Here is a 23,758-nt window from a genome sequence, read left to right on the forward strand (position 1 = left end):
ACAAAAGTGACAGATAGCAAAACGCCCCACTAGGGGGCGTTTTGAGTGGTTATCCACAGTGTAAATCAGGCAGCTGCATTAGCGGCGGCTTCGACCTTACGTGTGATGTACCACTGTTGGGCGATCGACAGGCAGTTGTTCACTACCCAATACAGCACCAGACCGGCCGGGAACCACAGGAAGAAGAAGGTGAAGATGATTGGCATCAGCTTCATCACCTTGGCCTGCATCGGATCCGGCGGTGTCGGGTTCAACTGCTGCTGGATGAACATGGTTGCACCCATGATGATCGGCAGAATGAAGAACGGATCCTTGATCGACAGGTCAGTAATCCACAGCATGAATGGCGCTTGGCGCATTTCAACGCTTTCCAGCAGAACCCAGTACAGCGAGAGGAAAACCGGCATCTGCACGAGGATTGGCAAGCAACCACCCAGCGGATTGATCTTCTCTTTCTTGTACAGCTCCATCATGGCTTGCGACATTTTCTGCCGGTCATCGCCATGTTGCTCTTTCAGCGCAGCCAGTTTTGGTGCCACTGCACGCATGCGCGCCATGGATTTGTAGCTGGCAGCCGACAGCGGGAAGAAAATCCCTTTGATCAGCATGGTCAGGAAGATGATCGACCAGCCCCAGTTACCCACAATGGCGTGGATATGTTGCAGCAACCAGAAGATCGGTTGAGCGATGAACCACAGAATGCCGTAGTCGACAGTCAGTTCCAGACCTGGGGACAACTCTTTCAGCACAGCCTGGCTTTTCGGGCCGGCGTACAGAACAGCACTGGTTTCCGCTTTGGCACCCGGAGCAACGGTCAGCGAAGGACCGGTGTAACCGATGATGTAGTTGCCTTTGCTGTCTTTGCGGGTCTGGACGATATTGTTTTCGCCCTTGGCCGGAATCCACGCCGTCACGAAGTAGTGTTGCAACCACGCAACCCAACCGCCAGTAACGGTTTCTTTCAACGGCGCCTTGTCCATGTCCTTCATGGACACTTTCTTGTACGGCTCGGAACTTGTCCACAGGGCAGCGCCCAGGTAAGTCGCGGTGCCGGTGGCGGTGGTCGAAGATGGATCGGCGCTGGCGTCACGCTTGAGTTGCGCGAACATCGCACCGGACCAGGGCTGAGCGCTCTGGTTGTCGACCAGGTAAGAAACGGTTACGTCATACAGGCCGCGTTTCAAGGTGAAACGCTTGATGTAATTGACGCCGTCCTTGCTGAACTTCAGGTCCACGACCAATTGGTCCTGACCGTCAGCCAGTTGATAAACCTTCTTCTCCGAGGAATAAACCGGACGACCGGCTGGATTTGCATCCGGACCATTGGTGCCGATCAGACCGCTTTGCGCCAGATAAGTACGTTCGCTGCCGTTATCGAACAGCTGGAACGGAATTTCCGGATGATCCTGGCGGCGCGGATACAGCGGCAGCATCAACTGGGCAACATCACCACCCTGTGGATCGATAGCGAGTTCCAGTACATCCGTTTTGATCTGGATGAGGTCCTTGCTGGCGGCCACCGGCGTTTCGGCAGGTGCGCTGGTATCACTTGCGGCACGCGGAATATCGTCATTGGCGGAAGCGTTATTGCCAGTGGCGGTGTCCGGCAAACCGGATGTAGTCGTACTGGAAGCAACATTCTGAGTCGGCAGGGCAGCCTGGCCATAGTCCTGGTTCCATTTAAGAACCATAACGTAGGACACGATTGCCAGGGCGACGATCAGGATCGTGCGTTTGATATCCATGATTACTCGGCCATCGAAGAAGAACGGGAGGTAGGGATAGGTGGAACCGGGTCATAACCACCGGGATTCCACGGATGACAGCGACCTAAACGACGAAAGGTCAGCCAGCCACCGCGAAGAAGGCCATGATTTTCAATGGCTTCTAACGCGTAGCAGGAACAACTGGGGTAGAAACGACAGTGGTTGGCCATCAGGGGACTAATGGCATAGCGATAAAACTGGATCGGAACGAGTGCCAGTTTACGCATCTGGACTGTCTACCCCTACAGTTTCGGATTTGACTGCTGGTACCGGCGTGCTGCGAGCCAGACGTTTCCAGAGTTTGCCGAAATGCTGAATCAATTCGGGGTTTTCTACGTCACCCAAACCTTTGCGCGCGACGATAACAATGTCCCAACCGACCAGTGAATCCTGGTTCAGGCGAAACGATTCGCGCATCAGACGTTTGAGGCGATTGCGCTCGACGGAGAGCTTTACGCTCTTTTTCCCGATAACCAGCCCGAGACGGGGGTGATCAAGATCGTTGTTGCGCGCAAGGAGCAGGAGATTTTTCCCCGGAACCTTGCCGGTAGGGGAGTCAAAGACTGCCTTGAAATGCCGGGGGGTAAGCAGACGCTTTTCCCGACTGAAGTCCTGACTCACCTCCAGTGCCGGCTTATCAAACTGCCAGACGCGCACGACCTTTGGCGCGGCGACGCGACAGAACGGCACGGCCGTTCTTGGTAGCCATGCGAGCACGGAAACCGTGGGTACGAGCGCGTTTGATAGTGCTTGGTTGGAAAGTACGTTTCATTGTCGTGTTACCTGGTTCGTCCACAACGGGCCGGAATGGCCCCCGTTTTAAGAGACCGGGGATTCTAGAGAAAGCAAGCCTCTAGGTCAATTTCCAACCAACGTTTCCTTATAAATAGATTCCTGAGGTTTTTCAGCGTTTGATCCGGACCTAGATATAAGAATTAGAAAGGAAAGTATTTAAAGCTTTTCTGTAAAGCTTATAAAAGCTAGGCACGCCATCTGCTGTGGATAACTCAATTCAGGCCTTGTTTTACCTGATGTACAGAGAATGACAACTACCGTGGAAAACAGTGTTCAGCCTGTGCTGCGCTGTCGGATAACCTGTGTGTGGAATGGGCTGTTATCCACAGGCTGGTTATCCACCGAGTTTCGCCCCCACTTGTGCAACGATCTTAACCTCGGTTATCCACAGAGCTTATGCACAGACCATTGGTCGTCTTTTTTGAGCATGGAGCACAGATTCTTCCCTAAGGAGAGCCCACCTTCATGTGGATAAGTCGGCGTCTGGTCGCTACAATGGCCGCTTGTTTTTGCCTCACCGGCTTTCAACTTAGGGGATATCCGTGTCAGTGGAACTTTGGCAGCAGTGCGTGGAGCTTTTGCGCGAGGAGCTGCCTGCCCAACAATTCAACACTTGGATCCGTCCACTACAGGTCGAAGCCGAAGGCGACGAGTTGCGTGTCTACGCACCGAATCGCTTCGTGCTGGACTGGGTCAACGAAAAGTACCTGGGTCGCGTCCTTGAACTGCTTGATGAGCACGGCAACGGCATGGCGCCTGCGCTCTCCTTATTAATAGGCAGCAAACGCAGTTCGGCACCGCGTGCTGCGCCTAACGCTCCCTTGGCTGCAGCCGCTTCCCAGGCCCAGGCATCTGCCAGTCCGCCAACGCCCGCTCCCGCTGCTGCGGCGAAGCGCGCCCCGGCGAAAGTCGTTCAGGTCGCCGAGGAAGAACCTTCCCGTGACAGCTTCGACCCGATGGCTGGTGCGAGCTCGCAACAGGCCCCTGTCCGTTCGGAACAGCGCACGGTGCAGGTTGAGGGTGCGCTCAAGCACACCAGCTACCTGAATCGCACCTTTACCTTCGAGAACTTCGTCGAAGGCAAGTCCAACCAATTGGCCCGGGCCGCAGCCTGGCAAGTGGCGGACAACCCGAAGCATGGTTACAACCCGCTCTTCCTTTATGGCGGCGTCGGTCTGGGTAAAACCCACTTGATGCATGCTGTGGGTAACCACCTGTTAAAGAAGAACCCGAACGCGAAGGTTGTTTACCTGCACTCCGAGCGTTTCGTTGCGGACATGGTCAAGGCCCTGCAACTGAACGCAATCAACGAGTTCAAGCGCTTCTACCGTTCGGTGGATGCATTGCTCATCGATGACATTCAGTTTTTCGCCCGTAAGGAGCGTTCCCAGGAAGAGTTTTTCCACACCTTCAACGCCCTGCTTGAAGGTGGTCAGCAGGTCATTCTCACCAGTGACCGCTACCCGAAAGAAATCGAAGGCCTTGAAGAGCGCCTGAAATCCCGCTTCGGCTGGGGCCTGACGGTCGCCGTCGAGCCGCCGGAGCTGGAAACCCGCGTAGCGATTCTGATGAAGAAGGCCGACCAGGCCAAAGTCGAACTGCCTCACGACGCCGCGTTCTTCATTGCCCAGCGCATTCGTTCCAACGTCCGTGAACTGGAAGGCGCGCTGAAACGCGTGATCGCCCACTCGCACTTCATGGGTCGCGACATCACCATCGAGTTGATCCGCGAATCCCTGAAGGACCTCTTGGCGCTACAGGATAAACTGGTCTCTGTGGATAACATTCAGCGCACCGTCGCCGAGTACTACAAGATCAAGATCTCCGACTTGCTGTCCAAACGCCGTTCGCGTTCGGTCGCCCGTCCGCGTCAGGTCGCCATGGCGTTGTCCAAGGAACTGACCAACCACAGCCTGCCGGAAATCGGCGATGTGTTTGGTGGGCGAGACCACACGACGGTTTTGCACGCCTGCCGCAAGATCAATGAACTTAAGGAATCCGACGCGGACATCCGCGAGGACTACAAGAACCTGCTGCGCACGCTGACCACTTGATGACCAGCGCAGCTTATTAAGGCAAGGGACTAGACCATGCATTTCACCATTCAACGCGAAGCCCTGTTGAAACCCCTGCAACTGGTCGCAGGCGTCGTCGAACGCCGACAGACCTTGCCGGTGCTCTCCAACGTGCTGCTGGTTGTCGAAGGCCAGCAATTGTCGCTGACCGGTACCGACCTGGAAGTCGAGCTGGTCGGTCGTGTTCAACTCGAAGAGCCGGCAGATCCAGGTTCCATCACCGTGCCGGCGCGCAAGCTGATGGACATCTGCAAGAGCCTGCCAAATGATGCGCTGATCGACATCAAGGTCGATGAGCAGAAGCTCGTGGTGAAAGCCGGTCGTAGCCGTTTCACCCTGTCGACCCTGCCAGCCAATGACTTCCCGACGGTGGAAGAAGGCCCGGGTTCGCTGACGTGCAGCCTTGAGCAAAGCAAGCTGCGCCGCCTGATCGAACGCACCAGCTTCGCCATGGCCCAGCAGGACGTGCGTTACTACCTCAACGGCATGCTGCTGGAAGTTTCCGCTGGCGTGATTCGTGCCGTGGCCACCGACGGTCACCGTCTGGCCATGTGCTCGATGCAGGCGGATATCGGTCAGCCGGATCGTCACCAGGTCATCGTGCCGCGCAAAGGTATCCTTGAACTGGCACGCCTGCTCACCGAGCCCGATGGCAACGTCAGCATCGTGCTGGGTCAGCATCACATTCGCGCCACCACCGGCGAATTCACCTTCACCTCGAAACTGGTCGACGGTAAATTCCCGGACTACGAGCGCGTTCTGCCGAAGGGTGGCGACAAGCTCGTACTGGGCGACCGTCAGGCATTGCGTGAAGCGTTCAGCCGTACTGCGATTCTGTCCAACGAGAAGTACCGCGGTATCCGTCTGCAACTGGCGGCGGGTCAGCTGAAAATCCAGGCGAACAATCCGGAGCAGGAAGAGGCTGAAGAAGAAGTGGGCGTTGAGTACAACGGCGGCTCCCTGGAAATCGGCTTCAACGTGAGCTACCTGCTCGACGTATTGGGCGTGATGACCACTGAGCAGGTTCGTCTGATCCTGTCCGACTCCAACAGCAGCGCGCTGGTCCAAGAGTCCGACAACGACGACTCGGCCTACGTTGTCATGCCGATGCGTCTGTAATCATGTTCAGCAGAAGCTAGATGTCCTTAAGTCGCGTCTCGGTCACCGCGGTGCGCAATCTGCACCCGGTGACCTTCTCCCCCTCCCCCCGAATCAATATTCTTTACGGCGCCAACGGCAGCGGAAAAACCAGTGTTCTGGAAGCCATCCACTTGCTGGGGCTCGCCCGTTCGTTTCGTAGCACCCGCTTGTTGCCGGTCATTCAGTACGAGCAGTTGGCGTGTACGGTATTCGGGCAGGTCGAACTCGCCGAGGGCGGGCAGAGTGCATTGGGGATATCACGGGATCGCCAAGGCGAGTTTCAGATCCGCATCGACGGGCAGAACGCTCGCAGTGCCGCACAGCTGGCCGAGATCCTGCCTCTACAACTGATCAACCCTGACAGCTTCCGCTTGCTGGAAGGGGCGCCGAAGATTCGCCGACAGTTTCTTGATTGGGGTGTGTTCCACGTGGAACCTCGCTTCATGTCCACATGGCAGCGTCTGCAGAAGGCCCTGCGCCAGAGAAACTCTTGGCTGCGACATGGTACACTTGACGCCGTTTCGCAAGCGGTTTGGGACAGGGAACTGTGCCAGGCCAGCGCTGAAATCGATGAATACCGCCGCGCTTACATCAAAGCCTTGAAACCAGTCTTTGAACAGACCCTGAGCGACCTGGTTGAGCTTGAGGGTTTAACGCTCAGCTATTACCGCGGTTGGGATAAAGACCGAGAGCTGAGCGCTGTGCTCGCTGGGTCCCTACAGCGGGATCAGCAAATGGGTCATACCCAGGCTGGACCACAACGCGCTGATTTGCGTCTCAGATTGGGCGCACACAACGCAGCGGACATCTTGTCCCGAGGCCAGCAGAAGCTGGTGGTCTGTGCATTGCGGATTGCTCAAGGACACCTGGTAAGCCAGGCTCGCCGCGGGCAGTGTATTTATCTGGTGGATGACTTGCCGTCCGAATTGGACGAGCACCACCGTCGCGCCCTTTGCCGCTTGCTGGAAGACTTACGCTGCCAGGTGTTTATCACCTGTGTAGACCACGAATTATTGAGGGAAGGCTGGCAGACGGAAACGCCAGTCGCTCTGTTCCACGTGGAACAGGGCCGTATCACCCAGACCCACGACCATCGGGAGTGAAGGCATTGAGCGAAGAAAATACGTACGACTCAACGAGCATTAAAGTGCTGAAAGGCCTGGATGCCGTACGCAAACGTCCCGGTATGTACATTGGCGACACCGATGATGGTAGCGGTCTGCACCACATGGTGTTCGAGGTGGTCGATAACTCCATCGACGAAGCGCTCGCCGGCCATTGCGACGACATCAGCATCATCATCCACCCGGATGAGTCCATCACCGTTCGCGACAACGGCCGTGGCATCCCGGTAGACGTGCACAAAGAAGAAGGCGTTTCGGCAGCCGAGGTCATCATGACCGTGCTACACGCCGGCGGTAAGTTCGACGACAACTCCTACAAAGTATCCGGCGGTCTGCACGGTGTAGGTGTGTCCGTAGTGAATGCGCTGTCCAAAGAACTGATCCTGACTGTTCGCCGTAGCGGCAAGATCTGGGAACAAACTTACGTCCACGGTGTTCCGCAAGAGCCGATGAAAATCGTTGGCGAGAGCGAAACCACGGGTACGCAGATTCACTTCAAGCCTTCGGCTGAAACCTTCAAGAACATCCACTTCAGCTGGGACATCCTGGCCAAGCGGATTCGTGAACTGTCCTTCCTGAACTCCGGTGTCGGCATCGTCCTCAAGGATGAGCGCAGCGGCAAGGAAGAGCTGTTCAAGTACGAAGGTGGTTTGCGTGCGTTCGTTGAATACCTGAATACCAACAAGACTGCGGTCAACCAGGTGTTCCACTTCAACATCCAGCGTGAAGACGGCATCGGCGTGGAAATCGCCCTGCAGTGGAACGACAGCTTCAACGAGAACCTGTTGTGCTTCACCAACAACATTCCTCAGCGCGATGGCGGTACTCACCTGGTGGGTTTCCGTTCCGCACTGACGCGTAACCTGAACACCTACATCGAAGCTGAAGGCCTGGCGAAGAAACACAAAGTCGCCACCACCGGCGACGACGCCCGCGAAGGCCTGACCGCGATTATCTCGGTCAAGGTTCCGGATCCGAAGTTCAGCTCCCAGACCAAAGACAAGCTGGTGTCTTCCGAAGTGAAGACCGCGGTCGAACAGGAAATGGGCAAGTACTTCTCGGACTTCCTGCTGGAAAACCCGAACGAAGCCAAGCTGGTCGTCGGCAAGATGATCGATGCGGCACGTGCGCGTGAAGCCGCGCGCAAAGCCCGTGAGATGACACGTCGTAAAGGCGCGCTGGATATCGCTGGCCTGCCGGGCAAACTGGCTGACTGCCAGGAAAAAGACCCTGCCCTGTCCGAACTGTACCTCGTGGAAGGTGACTCTGCTGGCGGTTCCGCCAAGCAGGGACGTAACCGCCGCACCCAGGCCATCCTGCCGCTCAAAGGCAAGATTCTGAACGTCGAGAAGGCGCGCTTCGACAAGATGATCTCTTCGCAAGAAGTGGGCACTTTGATCACTGCGCTGGGTTGTGGCATCGGCCGTGACGAGTACAACATCGACAAGTTGCGCTATCACAACATCATCATCATGACCGATGCTGACGTCGACGGTTCGCACATCCGTACCCTGCTGCTGACCTTCTTCTTCCGTCAGTTGCCGGAGCTGATTGAGCGTGGCTACATCTACATCGCTCAGCCGCCGTTGTACAAAGTGAAGAAAGGCAAGCAAGAGCAATACATCAAAGACGACGAAGCCATGGAAGAGTACATGACGCAGTCGGCTTTGGAAGATGCAAGCCTGCACCTGAACGAAGAAGCCCCTGGCATCTCCGGTGAAGCGCTTGAGCGCCTGGTGAATGACTTCCGTCTGGTGATGAAGACCCTCAAGCGTCTGTCGCGCCTGTACCCTCAGGAGTTGACCGAGCACTTCATCTACCTGCCACCGGTGAGCATGGAGCAACTGTCCGATCACGCAGCAATGCAAGATTGGCTGGCTCAGTACGAAGTTCGCTTGCGCACCGTAGAGAAGTCCGGCCTGGTTTACAAAGCCAGCCTGCGTGAAGATCGTGAACGTAACGTCTGGCTGCCAGAGGTCGAGCTGATTTCCCACGGCCTGTCGAACTACGTCACCTTCAACCGCGACTTCTTCGGTAGTAACGATTACAAGACTGTCGTTTCGCTAGGCGCTCAACTGAGCACCCTGCTGGACGACGGCGCGTACATCCAGCGTGGCGAGCGCAAAAAGCCAGTGACCGAGTTCAAGGAAGCCCTTGAGTGGCTGATGGCTGAAAGCACCAAGCGTCACACCATCCAGCGATACAAAGGTCTGGGTGAAATGAACCCGGATCAGTTGTGGGAAACCACCATGGACCCAAGCCAGCGCCGGATGCTCAAAGTGACCATCGAAGACGCCATTGGCGCGGACCAGATCTTCAACACCCTGATGGGTGATGCGGTCGAACCTCGTCGTGACTTCATCGAAAGCAACGCCCTGGCGGTTTCCAACCTGGACTTCTGATCCCGGTCGGCACCAACGAAAAAAGGCCAACGCATATGCGTTGGCCTTTTTTTATGCCCGGCGGTTCACTCGCTTGCCGGCGTCACACTTTCCAACCGATACCCATACCCGTAAATCGTCAGCAGCTGCCAGCCCCGGTCTGCCGTCAGCCCAAGCTTGTTGCGCAGGCGATAGATATGGGTGTCCAGCGGGCGCGACGAAGACATTTCCTCATGGGGCCAGAACCGCTCGTACAAGTAGTCTCGCGACAACGGTCGACCCAGGTTGCTGAACAAGCAGCTCGCCAGCTGATACTCACGTTCTGTCATGGCGATCGGTTTGCCGTCGCGAGTGACAGTGAGTTCTGCATCGTCAAACACCAGGTCGTTAAAGCTCAACTCTTCAGCGACCGCCCGTTGCTGATTGTGCCGACGCAGCACGGCACTAACCCGGGCTTTCAGTTCGTTGGGCCGGAACGGTTTACTGACGTAGTCGTCGGCACCCGCATTCAGGGCCAGGACGATATCGTTTTCACCATCACGGCTGGTGAGCATGATTGCAGCCGGTGGTGCCTTCATGTGTTCACGGGTCCAACGCAGCAGCGACAAACCATTGAGATCGGGTAATTGCCAGTCGAGGATCAGCAGATCGAATGTTTCCCGGCGCAGTTGGCGCAACAAGTCTTCCCCGCGTTCAAAACTGTGCAGTGACCACGGCTGTTCTCCGGGTTCAGCCATCTGTTGCAGGGTTTGTTCAACCCGGCGTAGTTCGGCGGGTTCATCGTCCAGTATCGCAACGCGCATATGCGGTGACTCCTTGTCGCTTGAGCAGTTGGTTGTCGACAATAGCGGCTTGATCAACACAGTGAAAGTAAGCGGTCCATGGTTGGTTAACGTCCGCTATGATTCTTCGGTGTCCGTCCTTAGATCTGAGCGCTATGAAATCATTCACCCCACCCTCCTCTTTATTCCATGAGTAAGTCATGGCGCCGCGAAAGTCGTGTGCCAAGTCAGGTACAGCACTTGTTCCGGCAATTGGTCCGTGAGTGGGTGTGGATAAGTTTAGTGTTACTGCCGTTGACTGCGCTGGTGTCTTATCGGGCACAAATCAAACTGCACGACGTGTCGCCGGGCTTGAGCGCATCGCTTTCCGTTGCCTGGGTGGCAGGTGTTCTGGGATTGCTGCTATGGCGTCCGCGTCTCGCACTTTGGCTGACGATGATTGGCATGGCGTGTACGCTGCTGACCAGCGCTGGTCTCGCTGAGTTGAACCGGTTGTGGTCGCCGATGCCGGCTGTACTCAGCATGCTGTTTGGTTACCTGATCTGGAACTGGCGGCGCCTCAGTGTGGTGCTGACCTATTTTGGCTGGGAGCTGGCGCGGCTCGACAGCGAACCGAAGGTTTTTCCGGAGCGGCGTCGAACCCGGTTTCCCCGTGGCGACCGTTTGCAGAAGCAGGTCATGGCCCTTGAACAGGCCATGAGCCGGACGCGCGATACCCATCGTTTCATCGCCGATGGTCTGGAGTATTTACCTGTCGCCACGTTGATCAGCGATCCCCGTGGACAAATTTTGCTCGGCAACCGCAAAGCCCGCGATTTGTTTGGCGCAAGTCTGGTGGGCGATGGCGTGGTTGAGCAGTTGTTACAACTCGGTTACCCCGACCTGATCCACGGCGCCATCGGGCAACTATCAACGCTGCCGTTGCTGGAGTTTCGCGACGTCAAAGAGCGCAGTTTGCGACTGGAACGCGCAGTGTTGCTGCCGGCAGACGGGGAAACGCCCGTTGGCTGGTTATGGAGCCTGATCGACCTGAGTATCGAACGCGACGCAGAAGAACAGCGGGCCGTAATGTTGCGTTTCTTGTCCCACGACTTGCGGGCACCGCACTCGGCGATTCTTGCGCTGCTCGATGTGCACCGGCATCAGGTCGGCGGTGACTCGCGGCTCTTCGATCAAATCGAGCTTCAAGTGCGTCGGGCGCTGAGTCTGACTGACGGATTCGTTCAATTGGCAAAAGCCGAGTCCGACGCCTATCAATTTCAGCCGAGCCTGTTTGCGATGCTGGTGATGGATGTGTTCGATCAGGCACTTCCCCTTGCGCAACAGAAGCAGATCCAATTGGTGCATGACGTGCAGGATGAAGCGCAGGAAAGCCTGATCATGGCGGATCAGGCGCTGCTGACCCGGGCGCTGTTCAATCTGCTGGAAAACGCCATCAAGTACAGCGCTGCAGGAACTCGCGTCTGCTTGAGCGTCAGGCACAGCGACAGCTGGCTAACGTGTGAGCTCACCGATCAAGGCAAAGGCATCGCGGCCGCAGAGCTTCCCGCGCTGTTCACTCAGTATCGGCGTTTCTCTTCAGCCCAGGGGATCGATGGGGTGGGATTGGGGTTGTCGATGGTGAAAGCCGTCATGGATCACCATGGCGGACGAATTGAATGCCGCAGCGTGGTCGGCGAAAGCACGTGTTTCACGCTGGAATTCCCGTTGCTTGAAGAGTGAATGGAGGTCGTTCTCGCGGGCATAAAAAAACCGGCTATATCAGCCGGTTTCTTTGCGCCAAAAAAAAACTTATGCACGTTTTTATGGTTTTTATCATTCTATAAAATATGTATTAAAAACATAAAGTTAGAATAGAGAAATGACACTTTTCAATGAAACGGTACACAGCTTATCCACAGAATCTCAGACCGCCATCGAGTCGTTGGAGACCGGAGCTTGCGGAGCAGGTGGAAGCGAGCCCATTTCCCGTTGCATTTGCTCGTTCCAGGCTTGAACCCGGTCGTTCAATTCGGCGATCGCACGCGGCCCGCTGCCTTCGGCATACATCGGAGCGCCGATGATGACCGTGATCACGCCCTTCTTCTTCGCCCAACCGGTTTTCGGCCAGAACTTGCCGGCATTGTGTGCGATCGGCAGTACGGGAAGATCGGCATTGACCGCCAGTGCGGTGCCACCCCGGGAGAATTTCCCGACGGTGCCGAAAGGAACGCGTGTGCCTTCAGGGAAAATCAGTACCCAGACATTGTCCTTGAGCAGTTCGTCGCCCTTTTTCGCCACATGCTTGAGTGCGGCTTTCGGGTTGTCCCGGTCGATGGCGATCGGCCGCAACATGGCCATGGCCCAACCGAAGAACGGAACAAAGAGCAATTCACGTTTGAGCACCTGGCTCAACGGTGAGAAGTAGGCGGAGAGAAAAAAAGTCTCCCACGTGCTCTGGTGGTTCGACTGAATCACGCAAGGCCGTTCAGGGACGTTCTCGGCGCCTTTGATTTCGTAGCTGATGCCCAGAAAGACCTTACTCAACCACAGGGCGCAGCGGCACCAATACACGTTGATGAAACGATAGCGCGCCTTGAAAGGCAGAAATGGCGCGATAAAAAAACTCAGGCTGCACCACAGCAAGGAGCTGGTGCCCAGCAGCAGGTAAAAGAGGAAGGTTCTGATCGCCTGCAATATCGACATGGTGACGTTTACCGTTGCGGGCAATACCCGCCTGTATAAAGCGCACCCCTGATCAATCCTTTATCAGGAAAACATCAGAAGCACTCTAATTGTGGATAAGTTCTGCGGCAATCGCCGCCAGATCGTCAAAAATCAATGTGCCAACCGGTAGGGTCTTGCCCAAAGTCTTTACGCCTTTTCCGGTCTTTACCAAAACTGGCTGTGAATCGACGGCTTTTGCGGCTTCCAGGTCACCAAGGCTGTCGCCGACGAACCAGAGATTGGTCAGCGACACGTTGTAATGCCCGGCGATGGTTTTCAGCATCCCGGGTTTCGGTTTGCGGCAATCACAACCGTCGTCCGGCCCGTGGGGGCAGTAGACGATCAGCCCGACTTCACCACCCTGCTCCGCCACCAGTGAGCGCAAGCGCTCGTGCATGGCATCGAGGGTGGCGAGGTCGTAATAGCCGCGAGCGATGCCCGACTGGTTGGTAGCGACCGCTACCGTCCAGCCGGCCTTGCTCAACTGCGCAATGGCTTCGATCGAACCGGGAAGTGGAATCCACTCCTCCACCGACTTGATGTAAGCGTCGGAGTCGTAGTTGATCACTCCGTCCCGATCGAGAATCAGCAGTTTCAACAGCAATTCCTCAGCCCAGCAGCGAAATGTCGGCAACGCCGAGGAACAGCCCACGCAGACGCGCCAGCAACGCATAACGGTTGGCGCGGACTTTTGCGTCCTCCGCGTTGACCATTACGGCTTCGAAGAACGCATCCACTGGCTCGCGCAACGCAGCCAGACGTGCCAGCGATTCGCTGTACTGACGTGCTGCAGCCATCGGCTGAACCGCCTGGTCTGCCTGCTGGATCGCCGAGTACAGGGAGAACTCGTTGGCGTTATCGAAGTACTTGGCTTCCACGACGGTCGGAATGGAGCCTTCGACCTTGCTCAGCAAGTTCGACACACGCTTGTTCACGGCGGCCAGGGCTGCAGCTTCCGGCAATTGACGGAAAGCCTGGACGGCTTGCACGCGCTGGTCGAAGTCCAGAGCCGAACCCGGCTTCAGGGCACGTACCGACAAGTAGGTCGCGACGTCGACACCTTCGTCTTCGTAACGGGCACGCAGACGGTCGAAGATGAACTCCAGCACCGAGTCGTTGAGGCCGGCAGCCTTGACCTTGGTACCGAACGCATTCACGGCGAAAGCCACGGCGTCGTTCAGGTCCAGATCCAGTTGCTTCTCGATCAGGATACGCAACACACCCAGCGCTGCACGGCGCAGGGCGTACGGGTCTTTGCTGCCGGTTGGCAGCATGCCGATACCGAAGATGCCGACCAGGGTGTCCAGCTTGTCAGCGATAGCGACGGCTGCACCGGTCAGAGTGGCAGGCAGCTCAGCGCCAGCACCGCGTGGCATGTACTGCTCGTTCAGCGCCAGTGCGACGTCTTCCGGCTCACCGTCATTGAGGGCGTAGTAGTAACCGGCGACACCTTGCATCTCCGGGAACTCGCCGACCATTTCGGTCGCCAGGTCGCACTTGGACAGCAGGCCTGCACGAGCCGCCCACGAAGCGTTGCCGCCAATGCGCGCTGCGATGTAAGCGGCGAGTTTGGAAACACGTTCGGCCTTGTCGTAGACGCTGCCGAGTTTTTCCTGGAACACCACGTTTTGCAGGCGCTGGTTGAAGTCTTCGAGTTTCTGCTTCTTGTCTTGCTTGAAGAAGAACTCGGCGTCGGTCAGGCGTGGGCGAACCACTTTCTCGTTACCGGCGATGATCTGCTGCGGGTCTTTGCTCTCGATGTTGGCCACGGTAATGAAACGTGGCAGCAACTTGCCGTCGGCGTCCAGCAGGCAGAAGTACTTCTGGTTGTCCTGCATGGTGGTGATCAGCGCTTCTTGCGGCACGTCGAGGAAACGTTCCTCGAACGAGCACACCAGCGGCACCGGCCATTCGACCAGTGCGGTCACTTCGTCGAGCAGGGCTGGCGGAACGATTGCCGTGCCTTCCTGACGGGTGGCCAGCTCTTCGGTGCGCTTGCTGATGATCTCGCGACGCTCGTTGGCGTCGGCCAGCACGTAGGCGGCACGCAGGTCGGCCAGGTAGCTCGACGGCGAACCGATGCGCACGTTTTCCGGATGATGGAAACGGTGACCACGGGAATCACGGCCAGCCTTCTGGGCGAGGATGGTGCAGTCGATGACCTGGTCACCGAGCAGCATCACCAGCCATTGGGTCGGACGCACGAATTCTTCTTTGCGCGCACCCCAACGCATGCGTTTCGGGATCGGCAGGTCGTTCAGCGAGTCTTCGACGATGGTCGGCAGCAGGCTCGACGTCGGCTTGCCGGCGATGCTTTGGCTGTAGCGCAGTTTCGGGCCGCTCTGATCGATTTCGCTCAGGTCGACGCCGCACTTCTTGGCAAAGCCCAGTGCCGCTTGGGTCGGGTTGCCTTCAGCATCGAACGCGGCCTGACGTGGCGGGCCATCGAGGTTGATGCTGCGATCCGGCTGCTGGGTGGCCAGTGCGGTGATCAGCACGGCCAGACGGCGCGGCGCGGCATAAACGGTTTTGGTCTCGTAGTTCAGGCCGGCAGCTTGCAGGCCCTTGTCGATACCGGCGAGGAACGCCTCGGCCAAGGTGTTCAAGGCTTTGGGTGGCAGTTCTTCGGTGCCCAGTTCAACCAGAAAATCCAGAGCACTCATTGTGCAGCCTCCAGCTTGGCCAGTACTTCGTCACGCAGGTCCGGGGTCGCCATCGGGAAGCCGAGCTTGGCGCGGGCCAGCAGGTAGGCTTGCGCAACGGAACGCGCCAGGGTGCGTACACGCAGAATGTATTGCTGGCGCGCGGTCACGGAAATCGCCCGGCGTGCATCCAGCAGGTTGAAGGTATGGGAAGCCTTCAACACCATTTCGTAGCTCGGCAACGGCAGCGGCTGGTCGAGTTCGATCAGGCGCTTGGCTTCGCTTTCGTAGAAATCGAACAGTTCGAACAGCTTCTCGACGTTGGCGTGTTCGAAGTTGTAGGTCGACTGCTCCACTTCGTTCTGGTGGAACACGTCGCCGTAGGTCACTTTGCCCATCGGGCCGTCAGCCCAGACCAGGTCGTAGACCGAGTCCACGCCTTGCAGGTACATGGCCAGACGCTCGAGACCGTAGGTGATCTCGCCGGTCACCGGGTAGCACTCGATGCCGCCCGCTTGCTGGAAGTAGGTGAACTGCGTCACTTCCATGCCGTTGAGCCAGACTTCCCAGCCCAGACCCCAGGCGCCGAGGGTCGGCGATTCCCAGTTGTCTTCGACGAAGCGGATGTCGTGGACCAACGGGTCCAGGCCGACGTGCTTGAGGGAACCCAGGTACAGTTCCTGGAAGTTGTCCGGGTTTGGCTTCAGGACAACCTGGAACTGGTAGTAGTGCTGCAGACGGTTCGGGTTTTCGCCGTAGCGGCCGTCAGTCGGACGACGACTTGGCTGCACGTAGGCGGCGTTCCAGGTTTCCGGGCCAATGGCGCGCAGGAATGTTGCAGTGTGGAAAGTGCCGGCGCCTACTTCCATATCGTAGGGCTGAAGTACCACACAACCTTGCTCGGCCCAGTATTGCTGGAGGGCGAGGATCAAGTCTTGGAAGGTACGCACGGCTGGCGTAGGCTGGCTCACGAAATTCACCTGTTTCTTGGGCTGCGATTTAAAGAGCGGGAGTATACCCGATTCGTTGCTGCGCACGCCCCCTGGAGCCTTATGCCACGCTGCTTTTGGTGTTCCGAAGATCCGCTGTACATGGCTTATCACGATCAGGAGTGGGGCACGCCGCTACGCGATGCGCAGGGTTTGTTCGAGTTGCTTTTGCTCGAAGGGTTCCAGGCCGGCCTTTCCTGGATCACCGTGCTGCGTAAACGCGAGCATTATCGCCAGGTAATGTTTGGTTTTGATGTCCAGCGTGTGGCGCAGATGAGCGACGCGGAAATCGACGAGTTGATGCTCGATCCGGGGATCATCCGCAACCGTCTCAAGCTCAACGCGGCCCGGCGTAATGCCCAGGCCTGGCTGGCGCTGGAGGACCCGGCGGCGTTTCTCTGGTCGTTCGTCGGTGGCCAGCCTGTGGTCAATCATTTCAAGGATCGCAGCGAAGTCCCGGCCGTCACGCCAACCGCGGTAGAGATGAGCAAGGGCCTGAAAAAAGCCGGTTTCACGTTCGTCGGCCCGACCATTTGCTACGCCTTGATGCAGGCTTCGGGCATGGTCATGGACCACACCCGCGATTGCGACCGCTACGCGCTGTTGGCGAACGGCGGTTAGAATGGCCGCCTCGCGCACAGCACAAGATCAGGAGTGACCTGTGGATAAGTTAAAAGGCGCCTTGCTGGTAGGCGCTCTGCGGCTGTTTGCCCTGTTGCCGTGGGGGGCCGTTCAGGCCGTCGGCTCGGCGATTGGCTGGATGATGTGGAAATTCCCCAACCGTTCTCGCGACGTGGTGCGGATCAACCTGTCCAAGTGCTTTCCGGACATGGACCCGGCCGAGCGCGAACGCCTGGTCGGCCAGAGCCTGAAAGACATCGGCAAGTCCCTGACCGAAAGCGCCTGCGCCTGGATCTGGCCGGCCCAGCGCTCTATCGATCTGGTACGTGAGGTCGAAGGCCTCGACATATTGAAAGAGGCCCTCGCCTCCGGCAAAGGCGTCGTTGGCATAACCAGTCACCTGGGCAACTGGGAAGTGCTGAATCACTTCTATTGCAGCCAGTGCAAACCGATCATTTTCTATCGCCCGCCGAAGTTGAAGGCGGTGGATGAATTGCTGCAAAAGCAGCGCGTGCAGTTGGGCAACAAGGTTGCCGCTTCCACCAAGGAAGGCATCCTCAGCGTCATCAAGGAAGTGCGCAGAGGGGGGGCAGTGGGCATTCCCGCTGACCCGGAACCGTCCGAGTCCGCCGGGATCTTCGTGCCGTTCTTCGCCACCCAGGCGCTGACCAGCAAGTTTGTACCAAACATGCTGGCGGGCGGCAAAGCGGTTGGCGTGTTCCTGCATGCGTTGCGCCTACCGGACGGCTCTGGCTACAAAGTGATCCTGGAAGCCGCACCCGAAGCCATGTACAGCACCGATACCGCCGAGTCATGCGCGGCCATGAGTAAAGTGGTGGAGCGATATGTCGGGGCCTATCCGAGCCAGTACATGTGGAGCATGAAGCGCTTCAAGAAGCGTCCGCCGGGCGAAGCTCGCTGGTATTGATGTAAAAAATCAAAAGATCGCAGGCTCCTGCAAAGGCTCGGCGTACACCCTGCAGGAGCTGCCGATGGCTCGGGCCGCGTTCGGACGATCTTTTGGTCTTTATTGGCCTGCGTGCGCCTGACGTTCGAGCTTCTTCAGAAACACCGTCATTTCCTTCTCTGCCTGTTTGTCGCCATGGGCGCGGGCGGCTTCCAGGCCTTGCTCCCAGGCTTGGCGTGCGGCCGCATGGTCCGCCAGCGCCAGATGGGCCTTGCCCAACAACTTCCAGGCTGCTGAATACTTCGGATCGAACTCGACGCAGCGCTGGAAATGCTCCGCAGCCTTGGCGTTCTCCCCCAGATCCAGATAACCCTTGCCCAGACCGAAGCGCAGCAGTGAGTTATCCACACCCTTGGCGAGCATTTTTTCCAGGGATTCGAGCATGGGGGAGTTTCCGAATGGTTGTCGTTTTCGAAATCGCCTTCGCTGGCAAGCCAGCTCCTACAGGTTATGCGCGATTCTCTGTAGGAGCTGACTTGCCAGCGAAGGCGGTCTAAAGGATCAGAAGAAGCTCAACCCCACATGGAACAGTTTCTCTACATCGCGGATATGCTTTTTATCCACAAGGAACAGAATCACATGGTCGCCCGCTTCGATCACGGTGTCGTCGTGGGCGATGATCACTTCTTCGTCGCGGATGATCGCGCCGATCGTGGTGCCCGGCGGCAAACCGATGTTCTCGATGGCCTTGCCGATCACCTTGCTCGACTTCGCATCGCCATGGGCAATGGCTTCGATGGCTTCTGCCGCGCCCCGGCGCAATGAGTGCACGCTGACGATGTCGCCACGGCGCACGTGGGCCAACAGCGTGCCGATGGTCGCCAGCTGCGGGCTGATGGCGATGTCGATATCGCCGCCCTGGATCAGATCGACATAGGCCGGGTTGTTGATGATGGTCATCACCTTCTTCGCGCCCAGGCGCTTGGCCAGCAGCGACGACATGATGTTGGCTTCGTCATCGTTGGTCAGGGCCAGGAACAGATCCGCGTCGGCGATGTTCTCTTCCATCAGCAGGTCACGGTCCGAGGCACTGCCCTGCAACACCACGGTACTGTCGAGATGATCCGAAAGATGTCGGCAACGCGCCGGGTTCATCTCGATGATCTTCACCTGATAGCGGCTCTCGATGGCCTCGGCCAGACGTTCACCAATCTGCCCGCCACCGGCGATGACGATGCGTTTATAGGTCTCGTCGAGACGGCGCATTTCGCTCATGACTGCGCGAATGTTCGCTTTGGCGGCGATGAAAAAGACTTCGTCGTCGGCCTCGATCACCGTGTCACCCTGGGGCAGGATCGGCCGGTCGCGACGGAAAATCGCAGCGACGCGGGTTTCGACGTTCGGCATGTGCTCGCGCAACTGCCGCAGTTGCTGGCCCACCAGCGGTCCGCCGTAGTAAGCCCGCACCGCCACCAATTGCGCCTTGCCTTCGGCGAAGTCGATCACCTGCAAGGCGCCGGGATGCTGGATCAGGCGCTTGATGTAGTTGGTGACCACTTGTTCCGGACTGATCAGCACGTCGACCGGAATCGCTTCGTTCTGGAACAGTTGTTCTTCGCGGGTCAGGTACGCGGCTTCGCGCACCCGGGCAATTTTGGTCGGCGTGTGGAACAGGGTGTGGGCCACCTGGCAGGCGACCATGTTGGTTTCATCGCTGTTGGTCACGGCGACCAGCATGTCTGCGTCGTCGGCACCGGCCTGGCGCAACACGGTCGGGAACGAACCGCGGCCCTGAACCGTGCGGATGTCCAGCCGGTCACCAAGGTCGCGCAGGCGTTCGCCATCGGTGTCGACCACGGTGATGTCGTTCGCTTCGCTCGCCAGGTGTTCGGCCAGCGAACCGCCGACCTGCCCTGCTCCGAGGATGATGATTTTCATCCAGTCACTCCATTGAATCCATTTAGCCGCGCGCGGCGGCGATCTTGATCAGCTTGGCGTAGTAGAACCCGTCGTGCCCGCCTTCCTGGGCCAGCAACTGGCGACCATGGGGTTGCTTGATCCCGGCCATGGTGGCGAGATCCAGTTCACGGGCGCCCGGTGTGCGGGCAAGGAACGCTTCGATGACTTCGGTGTTTTCGGTCGGCAATGTGGAACAGGTGGCGTAAAGCAGAATGCCGCCCACTTCCAACGTTATCCACATGGCGTCGAGCAATTCGCCTTGCAGTACCGCCAGCGCAGCGATGTCGTCGGGTTGGCGGGTCAGCTTGATGTCCGGGTGACGGCGAATCACACCGGTCGCCGAACACGGGGCGTCCAGCAGGATGCGCTGGAACGGCTTGCCGTCCCACCATACTTGAGTGTCGCGGCCGTCGGCGGCGATCAGTTCGGCGCTGAGCTTCAGGCGCTCGAGGTTCTCGCGAACCCGCACCAGACGCTTGGCTTCCAGATCCACCGCGACGACGCCGGCCAGCTTTGGCTCGGCTTCGAGGATGTGGCAGGTCTTGCCTCCCGGAGCGCAGCAGGCGTCGAGCACCCGTTGGCCAGGGGCCAGATCCAGCAGATCGGCGGCCAGTTGCGCGGCTTCGTCCTGCACGCTGATCCAGCCGTCGGCGAAACCTGGCAGGCTGCGCACGTCGGTGGCGGCTTCGAGCACGATACCGTCGCGGCTATAAACGCATGGCGTCGCGGCGATACCGGCGTCGGTCAATAATCCGAGGTAGGCATCACGGCTGTGATGGCGACGGTTGACCCGCAGAATCATCGGCGGATGCGCATTGTTGGCTGCGCAAATGGCTTCCCATTGCTCGGGCCAGAACGCCTTCAAGGATTTCTGCAACCAGCGTGGGTGGGCGGTACGCACCACTGGATCACGTTCCAGTTCGGCGAAAATCGTTTCGCTTTCGCGCTGAGCATTACGCAGCACGGCGTTGAGCAAGGCCTTGGCCCAAGGTTTTTTCAGCTTGTCGGCGCAACCGACGGTTTCGCCGATGGCGGCGTGGGCCGGGACGCGGGTGTAGAGCAACTGATAGAGGCCGACCAACAGCAAGGCTTCGACATCGGCGTCGGCGGCCTTGAACGGCTTCTGCAACAGTTTGGCCGCCAGCGCCGACAAGCGCGGTTGCCAGCGTGCGGTGCCGAACGCCAGGTCCTGGGTGAAACCGCGATCCCGGTCTTCGACCTTGTCCATCTGCGTCGGCAGTGAGCTGTTGAGCGAGGCCTTTCCGCTCAGGACAGCGGCGAGTGCCTTGGCGGCGGCCAGGCGCGGGTTCATTGAGCGTCCGCCGCTTGGCCGAGGACTATGCCGGTAGCGAACTTCTCGCGACGGCTGTTGAACAGGTCGCTGAAGTTCAGCGCCTTGCCGCCGGGCAATTGCAGGCGGGTCAGGCACAGGGCCTGTTCGCCGCACGCGACGATCAGGCCGTCCTTGCTGGCGCCGAGGATTTCACCCGGTGCGCCTTTGCCTTCGGCGAGCGTCGCGGCCAGCACTTTCAGGGCTTCGCCGTTCAAGGTGCTGTGGGTGATCGGCCATGGATTGAAGGCGCGGACCAGACGTTCCAGCTCAACTGCCGGGCGAGTCCAGTCGATACGTGCTTCGTCCTTGTTCAATTTGTGCGCGTAGGTGGCGAGGCTGTCGTCCTGCACTTCCCCTTCCAACGTGCCTGCGGCGAGACTGGCAATGGCCTGGATCACGGCCGGTGGGCCCATTTCCGCCAGGCGATCGTGGAGGCTGCCGCCGGTGTCTTCGGCACTGATCGGCGTGCTGACTTTAAGCAACATCGGCCCGGTATCGAGGCCGGCTTCCATGCGCATCACGGTCACGCCGCTTTCGGCGTCACCTGCTTGCACGGCGCGCTGGATCGGCGCCGCACCACGCCAGCGTGGCAGCAGCGAGGCGTGACTGTTGATGCAACCCAGGCGCGGAATATCCAGCACCACTTGCGGCAGGATCAGGCCGTAGGCGACCACCACCATCAAGTCCGGCTTCAATGCGGCCAGTTCAGCCTGAGCCTCTTCATTGCGCAGGGTTGGCGGTTGCAGCACCGGGATATTGTTTTCCAGCGCCAGCTGCTTGACCGGGCTCGGCATCAGTTTTTGCCCACGACCGGCCGGGCGATCCGGTTGGGTGTAGACCGCGACGATCTCGTAAGGGCTGGCGAGCAGGGCCTTGAGGTGTTCGGCGGCGAATTCCGGGGTGCCGGCAAAGACGATGCGCAGTGGCTCAGTCATGGGTGTTCTCTATTGCAAAGCATCTTGAAAAGAAAAAGGCTTGCCGCAGCAAGCCTTTGAAGGAGGGCATCAAGCGTTCTGGCGATGCTGTTTTTCCAGCTTCTTCTTGATGCGGTCGCGTTTGAGCGTGGACAGGTAGTCGACGAACAATTTGCCGTTGAGGTGGTCGCATTCGTGCTGGATGCACACCGCGAGCAGGCCTTCGGCGATCAGTTCGTAAGGCTGGCCGTCAAGGTCCAGGGCCTTGACCTTGATCCGTTGCGGGCGATCGACGTTTTCGTAGAAGCCCGGTACCGAAAGGCAGCCTTCCTGGTATTGCTCCATCTCGTCGGTCAGGGACTCGAACTCGGGGTTGATGAACACCCGAGGTTCGGTGCGGTCTTCGGAGAGGTCCATGACGACGATGCGTTGGTGCACGTTGACCTGGGTCGCGGCGAGGCCGATGCCTGGCGCTTCATACATTGTTTCAAACATATCGTCGACCAACTGACGCACTTCGTCGTCCACTACGGCCACTGGTTTGGCGATAGTGCGCAGACGCGGATCAGGAAATTCGAGGATGTTTAAAATGGCCATAAGCTTGATGACTGCACGTGTGAAGTAAGGTCGGGTCGATGGCCTGGCGGTCCGAAGATGCAGGCAACCGGTGTGAAACGTAGCTCCCTTCTTTTGATTGGCAAGCCGGGAGCGAGCCACGAAGACTTTGTCGTTTCACGCGAATGCACATAATAAAGGGATTCACCGCATGAGGAAATCACTACTCGCCCTGCTGCTTCTGGCCTCGGCCGGTTTCGCACAGGGCCAGGCGCTGCCCGGGCAAGACATTCCCACCGTAAAGCTGTCGCCCCAGGTGCGTGTCAGCCCGGTGACCGAGACCATTGCGAGCGTTGCGCTGAAGTCGATCAACAGTTTTTTATTGAGTAACCGCATCGTCGACAAGGCCGAGGATTTCGACCAGGCGCCCTACATCGTCGCCGGCGATGCCGAGCGCGTGCTCAGTGGCAGCGGTGACCGCATTTTCGCTCGGGGTCACTTCGACCCGACGCAACCGGTGTATGGAATCTTTCGCCAGGGCAAGGTCTACACCGACCCGCAGAGCCACGAGGTTCTGGGGATCAACGCCGATGACATCGGCGGTGGCGAGGTGGTCGCCATCGAAGGAGACGTGGCTACGCTCGACGTGCAGCGCACGACTCAGGAAGTGCGACTGGGCGATCGATTGTTCCGAGGCGAGGAGCGTTCGATCCATTCGACCTTCACGCCCAGTGCTCCTAGTGCCGAAATCAACGGCTTGATCATTGATGTACCGCGCGGTGTGACGCAAATCGGTGCGATGGACGTGGTCACGCTGAACAAGGGGCAGCGTGACGGTCTGGTCGAGGGCAACGTGTTGGCGGTGATGAAAACCGGCGAAACCGTTCGCGACCGGATCACCGGCCAATCCCTGAAAATTCCCGATCAGCGCGCCGGTCTGCTGATGGTTTTTCGCACCTACGACAAACTCAGCTACGGGCTGGTGCTTGACGCCTCGCGCTCGCTGGCGGTGATGGATAAGGTGCGAAATCCGTAAGCGTGCTTCACAAGTTACCAACAGAGTTATCCA

General features: G+C 58.4%; 22 protein-coding genes. 8 read left to right on the top strand and 14 right to left on the bottom strand.

Annotation, left to right across the window (positions count from 1 at the left end):
- Window positions 1-65: 65 nt before the first annotated feature.
- Genes yidC through rpmH form a run of 4 tightly spaced genes read right to left on the bottom strand, consistent with a single transcriptional unit; the run spans window position 66 to window position 2,538 of the window.
- Window positions 66-1,745 carry a membrane protein insertase YidC gene (gene yidC, locus QYH43_RS12455; RefSeq protein ID WP_095057934.1) on the bottom strand — a complete coding sequence of 560 codons (1,680 nt, stop codon included), beginning with the start codon at window positions 1,743-1,745 and terminating at the stop codon, window positions 66-68.
- 2 nt (window positions 1,746-1,747) lie between these two features.
- Window positions 1,748-1,993, bottom strand: a complete 246-nt coding sequence (yidD, locus tag QYH43_RS12460) for a membrane protein insertion efficiency factor YidD (RefSeq protein ID WP_003213574.1) — start codon at window positions 1,991-1,993, stop codon at window positions 1,748-1,750.
- Window positions 1,986-2,387, bottom strand: coding sequence for a ribonuclease P protein component (gene rnpA / locus QYH43_RS12465; RefSeq protein WP_218232067.1), 402 nt, complete (start codon window positions 2,385-2,387; stop codon window positions 1,986-1,988). The genes yidD and rnpA overlap by 8 nt, the downstream gene beginning before the upstream one ends.
- 16 nt (window positions 2,388-2,403) lie before the next feature.
- A complete protein-coding gene (gene rpmH, locus QYH43_RS12470; RefSeq protein ID WP_003213577.1) occupies window positions 2,404-2,538 on the bottom strand; it encodes a 50S ribosomal protein L34 in 135 nt (44 codons plus the stop codon).
- 565 nt (window positions 2,539-3,103) lie between these two features.
- Between rpmH and dnaA the strand changes: the two genes are divergently transcribed.
- Genes dnaA through gyrB form a run of 4 tightly spaced genes read left to right on the top strand, consistent with a single transcriptional unit; the run spans window position 3,104 to window position 9,302 of the window.
- Window positions 3,104-4,615: a chromosomal replication initiator protein DnaA gene (gene dnaA, locus QYH43_RS12475; RefSeq protein ID WP_301157129.1), complete on the top strand. Its 1,512-nt coding sequence runs from the start codon at window positions 3,104-3,106 to the stop codon at window positions 4,613-4,615.
- A gap of 36 nt (window positions 4,616-4,651) precedes the next feature.
- Window positions 4,652-5,755: a DNA polymerase III subunit beta gene (gene dnaN / locus QYH43_RS12480; protein WP_053164067.1), complete on the top strand. Its 1,104-nt coding sequence runs from the start codon at window positions 4,652-4,654 to the stop codon at window positions 5,753-5,755.
- A 20-nt stretch (window positions 5,756-5,775) separates the two neighbouring features.
- Window positions 5,776-6,879, top strand: a complete 1,104-nt coding sequence (gene recF, locus QYH43_RS12485; protein WP_095057937.1) for a DNA replication/repair protein RecF — start codon at window positions 5,776-5,778, stop codon at window positions 6,877-6,879.
- Between the two features lie 5 nt (window positions 6,880-6,884).
- The gene (gyrB, locus tag QYH43_RS12490; protein WP_095057938.1) at window positions 6,885-9,302 is read left to right on the top strand and encodes a DNA topoisomerase (ATP-hydrolyzing) subunit B; all 2,418 of its coding nucleotides are present in this window, start codon (window positions 6,885-6,887) and stop codon (window positions 9,300-9,302) included.
- 65 nt (window positions 9,303-9,367) lie between these two features.
- Here gyrB and QYH43_RS12495 read toward each other — a convergent pair whose 3' ends face one another.
- Complete coding sequence (locus tag QYH43_RS12495) at window positions 9,368-10,084, bottom strand: response regulator transcription factor (protein ID WP_095059778.1); 717 nt, start codon at window positions 10,082-10,084, stop codon at window positions 9,368-9,370.
- Between the two features lie 168 nt (window positions 10,085-10,252).
- Here QYH43_RS12495 and QYH43_RS12500 point away from each other — a divergent pair, with 168 nt between their 5' ends.
- Window positions 10,253-11,785 (top strand): ATP-binding protein, encoded by a 1,533-nt coding sequence (locus tag QYH43_RS12500; RefSeq protein WP_301157130.1) that lies wholly within the window; start codon window positions 10,253-10,255, stop codon window positions 11,783-11,785.
- 183 nt (window positions 11,786-11,968) lie between these two features.
- Here the strand turns inward: QYH43_RS12500 and QYH43_RS12505 are convergent, their stop codons facing one another.
- From QYH43_RS12505 to glyQ, 4 genes are all read right to left on the bottom strand, one after another.
- Window positions 11,969-12,748, bottom strand: a complete 780-nt coding sequence (locus QYH43_RS12505) for a 1-acyl-sn-glycerol-3-phosphate acyltransferase (protein ID WP_301157131.1) — start codon at window positions 12,746-12,748, stop codon at window positions 11,969-11,971.
- A gap of 85 nt (window positions 12,749-12,833) precedes the next feature.
- Window positions 12,834-13,373 carry a D-glycero-beta-D-manno-heptose 1,7-bisphosphate 7-phosphatase gene (gmhB, locus tag QYH43_RS12510; RefSeq protein ID WP_177408843.1) on the bottom strand — a complete coding sequence of 180 codons (540 nt, stop codon included), beginning with the start codon at window positions 13,371-13,373 and terminating at the stop codon, window positions 12,834-12,836.
- Between the two features lie 4 nt (window positions 13,374-13,377).
- The gene (glyS, locus tag QYH43_RS12515; protein WP_095059774.1) at window positions 13,378-15,432 is read right to left on the bottom strand and encodes a glycine--tRNA ligase subunit beta; all 2,055 of its coding nucleotides are present in this window, start codon (window positions 15,430-15,432) and stop codon (window positions 13,378-13,380) included.
- Window positions 15,429-16,382, bottom strand: coding sequence for a glycine--tRNA ligase subunit alpha (glyQ, locus tag QYH43_RS12520; protein ID WP_008155694.1), 954 nt, complete (start codon window positions 16,380-16,382; stop codon window positions 15,429-15,431). The genes glyS and glyQ overlap by 4 nt, the downstream gene beginning before the upstream one ends.
- Before the next feature lie 81 nt (window positions 16,383-16,463).
- Between glyQ and QYH43_RS12525 the strand changes: the two genes are divergently transcribed.
- Together QYH43_RS12525 and QYH43_RS12530 are read left to right on the top strand one after the other, a co-directional pair.
- Window positions 16,464-17,021, top strand: coding sequence for a DNA-3-methyladenine glycosylase I (locus tag QYH43_RS12525; protein ID WP_301157132.1), 558 nt, complete (start codon window positions 16,464-16,466; stop codon window positions 17,019-17,021).
- A gap of 40 nt (window positions 17,022-17,061) precedes the next feature.
- Window positions 17,062-17,949 carry a lysophospholipid acyltransferase gene (locus QYH43_RS12530; protein ID WP_095059772.1) on the top strand — a complete coding sequence of 296 codons (888 nt, stop codon included), beginning with the start codon at window positions 17,062-17,064 and terminating at the stop codon, window positions 17,947-17,949.
- A gap of 99 nt (window positions 17,950-18,048) precedes the next feature.
- Here the strand turns inward: QYH43_RS12530 and QYH43_RS12535 are convergent, their stop codons facing one another.
- The 5 genes from QYH43_RS12535 to def all read right to left on the bottom strand — a co-directional run bounded on the left by QYH43_RS12535 (window position 18,049) and on the right by def (window position 22,731).
- Entirely contained in the window at window positions 18,049-18,372 is a 324-nt protein-coding gene (locus tag QYH43_RS12535) for a tetratricopeptide repeat protein (RefSeq protein WP_095059771.1), read from the bottom strand.
- A 117-nt stretch (window positions 18,373-18,489) separates the two neighbouring features.
- Window positions 18,490-19,866 (bottom strand): Trk system potassium transporter TrkA, encoded by a 1,377-nt coding sequence (gene trkA, locus QYH43_RS12540; protein ID WP_046042728.1) that lies wholly within the window; start codon window positions 19,864-19,866, stop codon window positions 18,490-18,492.
- A gap of 22 nt (window positions 19,867-19,888) precedes the next feature.
- On the bottom strand, window positions 19,889-21,199 hold the full coding sequence (rsmB, locus tag QYH43_RS12545; RefSeq protein WP_301157133.1) for a 16S rRNA (cytosine(967)-C(5))-methyltransferase RsmB: 1,311 nt from the start codon (window positions 21,197-21,199) through the stop codon (window positions 19,889-19,891).
- Window positions 21,196-22,155 (bottom strand): methionyl-tRNA formyltransferase, encoded by a 960-nt coding sequence (gene fmt, locus QYH43_RS12550; protein ID WP_301157134.1) that lies wholly within the window; start codon window positions 22,153-22,155, stop codon window positions 21,196-21,198. Before fmt ends, rsmB begins: the two co-directional genes overlap by 4 nt.
- Before the next feature lie 69 nt (window positions 22,156-22,224).
- The gene (gene def / locus QYH43_RS12555; protein WP_301157135.1) at window positions 22,225-22,731 is read right to left on the bottom strand and encodes a peptide deformylase; all 507 of its coding nucleotides are present in this window, start codon (window positions 22,729-22,731) and stop codon (window positions 22,225-22,227) included.
- 169 nt (window positions 22,732-22,900) lie between these two features.
- On the opposite strand from def, the gene QYH43_RS12560 reads away from it, so the two are divergent.
- The gene (locus QYH43_RS12560) at window positions 22,901-23,725 is read left to right on the top strand and encodes a peptidoglycan-binding protein (RefSeq protein ID WP_301157136.1); all 825 of its coding nucleotides are present in this window, start codon (window positions 22,901-22,903) and stop codon (window positions 23,723-23,725) included.
- Window positions 23,726-23,758: the final 33 nt, after the last annotated feature.

Origin of the sequence: Pseudomonas sp. C32, from assembly GCF_030417915.1 — a bacterium.
Lineage (GTDB): Bacteria > Pseudomonadota > Gammaproteobacteria > Pseudomonadales > Pseudomonadaceae > Aquipseudomonas.

Bases quoted from the DNA above. Each gene is read 5' to 3' on its own strand.
- dnaN (WP_053164067.1), top strand. From the start codon at position 4,652: ATGCATTTCACCATTCAACGCGAAGCCCTGTTGAAACCCCTGCAACTG.
- rsmB (WP_301157133.1), bottom strand. From the start codon at position 21,199: ATGAACCCGCGCCTGGCCGCCGCCAAGGCACTCGCCGCTGTCCTGAGC.
- rpmH (WP_003213577.1), bottom strand. From the start codon at position 2,538: ATGAAACGTACTTTCCAACCAAGCACTATCAAACGCGCTCGTACCCAC.
- QYH43_RS12500 (WP_301157130.1), top strand. From the start codon at position 10,253: ATGAGTAAGTCATGGCGCCGCGAAAGTCGTGTGCCAAGTCAGGTACAG.
- QYH43_RS12525 (WP_301157132.1), top strand. From the start codon at position 16,464: ATGCCACGCTGCTTTTGGTGTTCCGAAGATCCGCTGTACATGGCTTAT.
- fmt (WP_301157134.1), bottom strand. From the start codon at position 22,155: ATGACTGAGCCACTGCGCATCGTCTTTGCCGGCACCCCGGAATTCGCC.
- def (WP_301157135.1), bottom strand. From the start codon at position 22,731: ATGGCCATTTTAAACATCCTCGAATTTCCTGATCCGCGTCTGCGCACT.
- QYH43_RS12560 (WP_301157136.1), top strand. From the start codon at position 22,901: ATGAGGAAATCACTACTCGCCCTGCTGCTTCTGGCCTCGGCCGGTTTC.
- QYH43_RS12495 (WP_095059778.1), bottom strand. From the start codon at position 10,084: ATGCGCGTTGCGATACTGGACGATGAACCCGCCGAACTACGCCGGGTT.
- QYH43_RS12535 (WP_095059771.1), bottom strand. From the start codon at position 18,372: ATGCTCGAATCCCTGGAAAAAATGCTCGCCAAGGGTGTGGATAACTCA.
- yidC (WP_095057934.1), bottom strand. From the start codon at position 1,745: ATGGATATCAAACGCACGATCCTGATCGTCGCCCTGGCAATCGTGTCC.
- recF (WP_095057937.1), top strand. From the start codon at position 5,776: ATGTCCTTAAGTCGCGTCTCGGTCACCGCGGTGCGCAATCTGCACCCG.
- glyS (WP_095059774.1), bottom strand. From the start codon at position 15,432: ATGAGTGCTCTGGATTTTCTGGTTGAACTGGGCACCGAAGAACTGCCA.
- yidD (WP_003213574.1), bottom strand. From the start codon at position 1,993: ATGCGTAAACTGGCACTCGTTCCGATCCAGTTTTATCGCTATGCCATT.
- QYH43_RS12505 (WP_301157131.1), bottom strand. From the start codon at position 12,748: ATGTCGATATTGCAGGCGATCAGAACCTTCCTCTTTTACCTGCTGCTG.
- trkA (WP_046042728.1), bottom strand. From the start codon at position 19,866: ATGAAAATCATCATCCTCGGAGCAGGGCAGGTCGGCGGTTCGCTGGCC.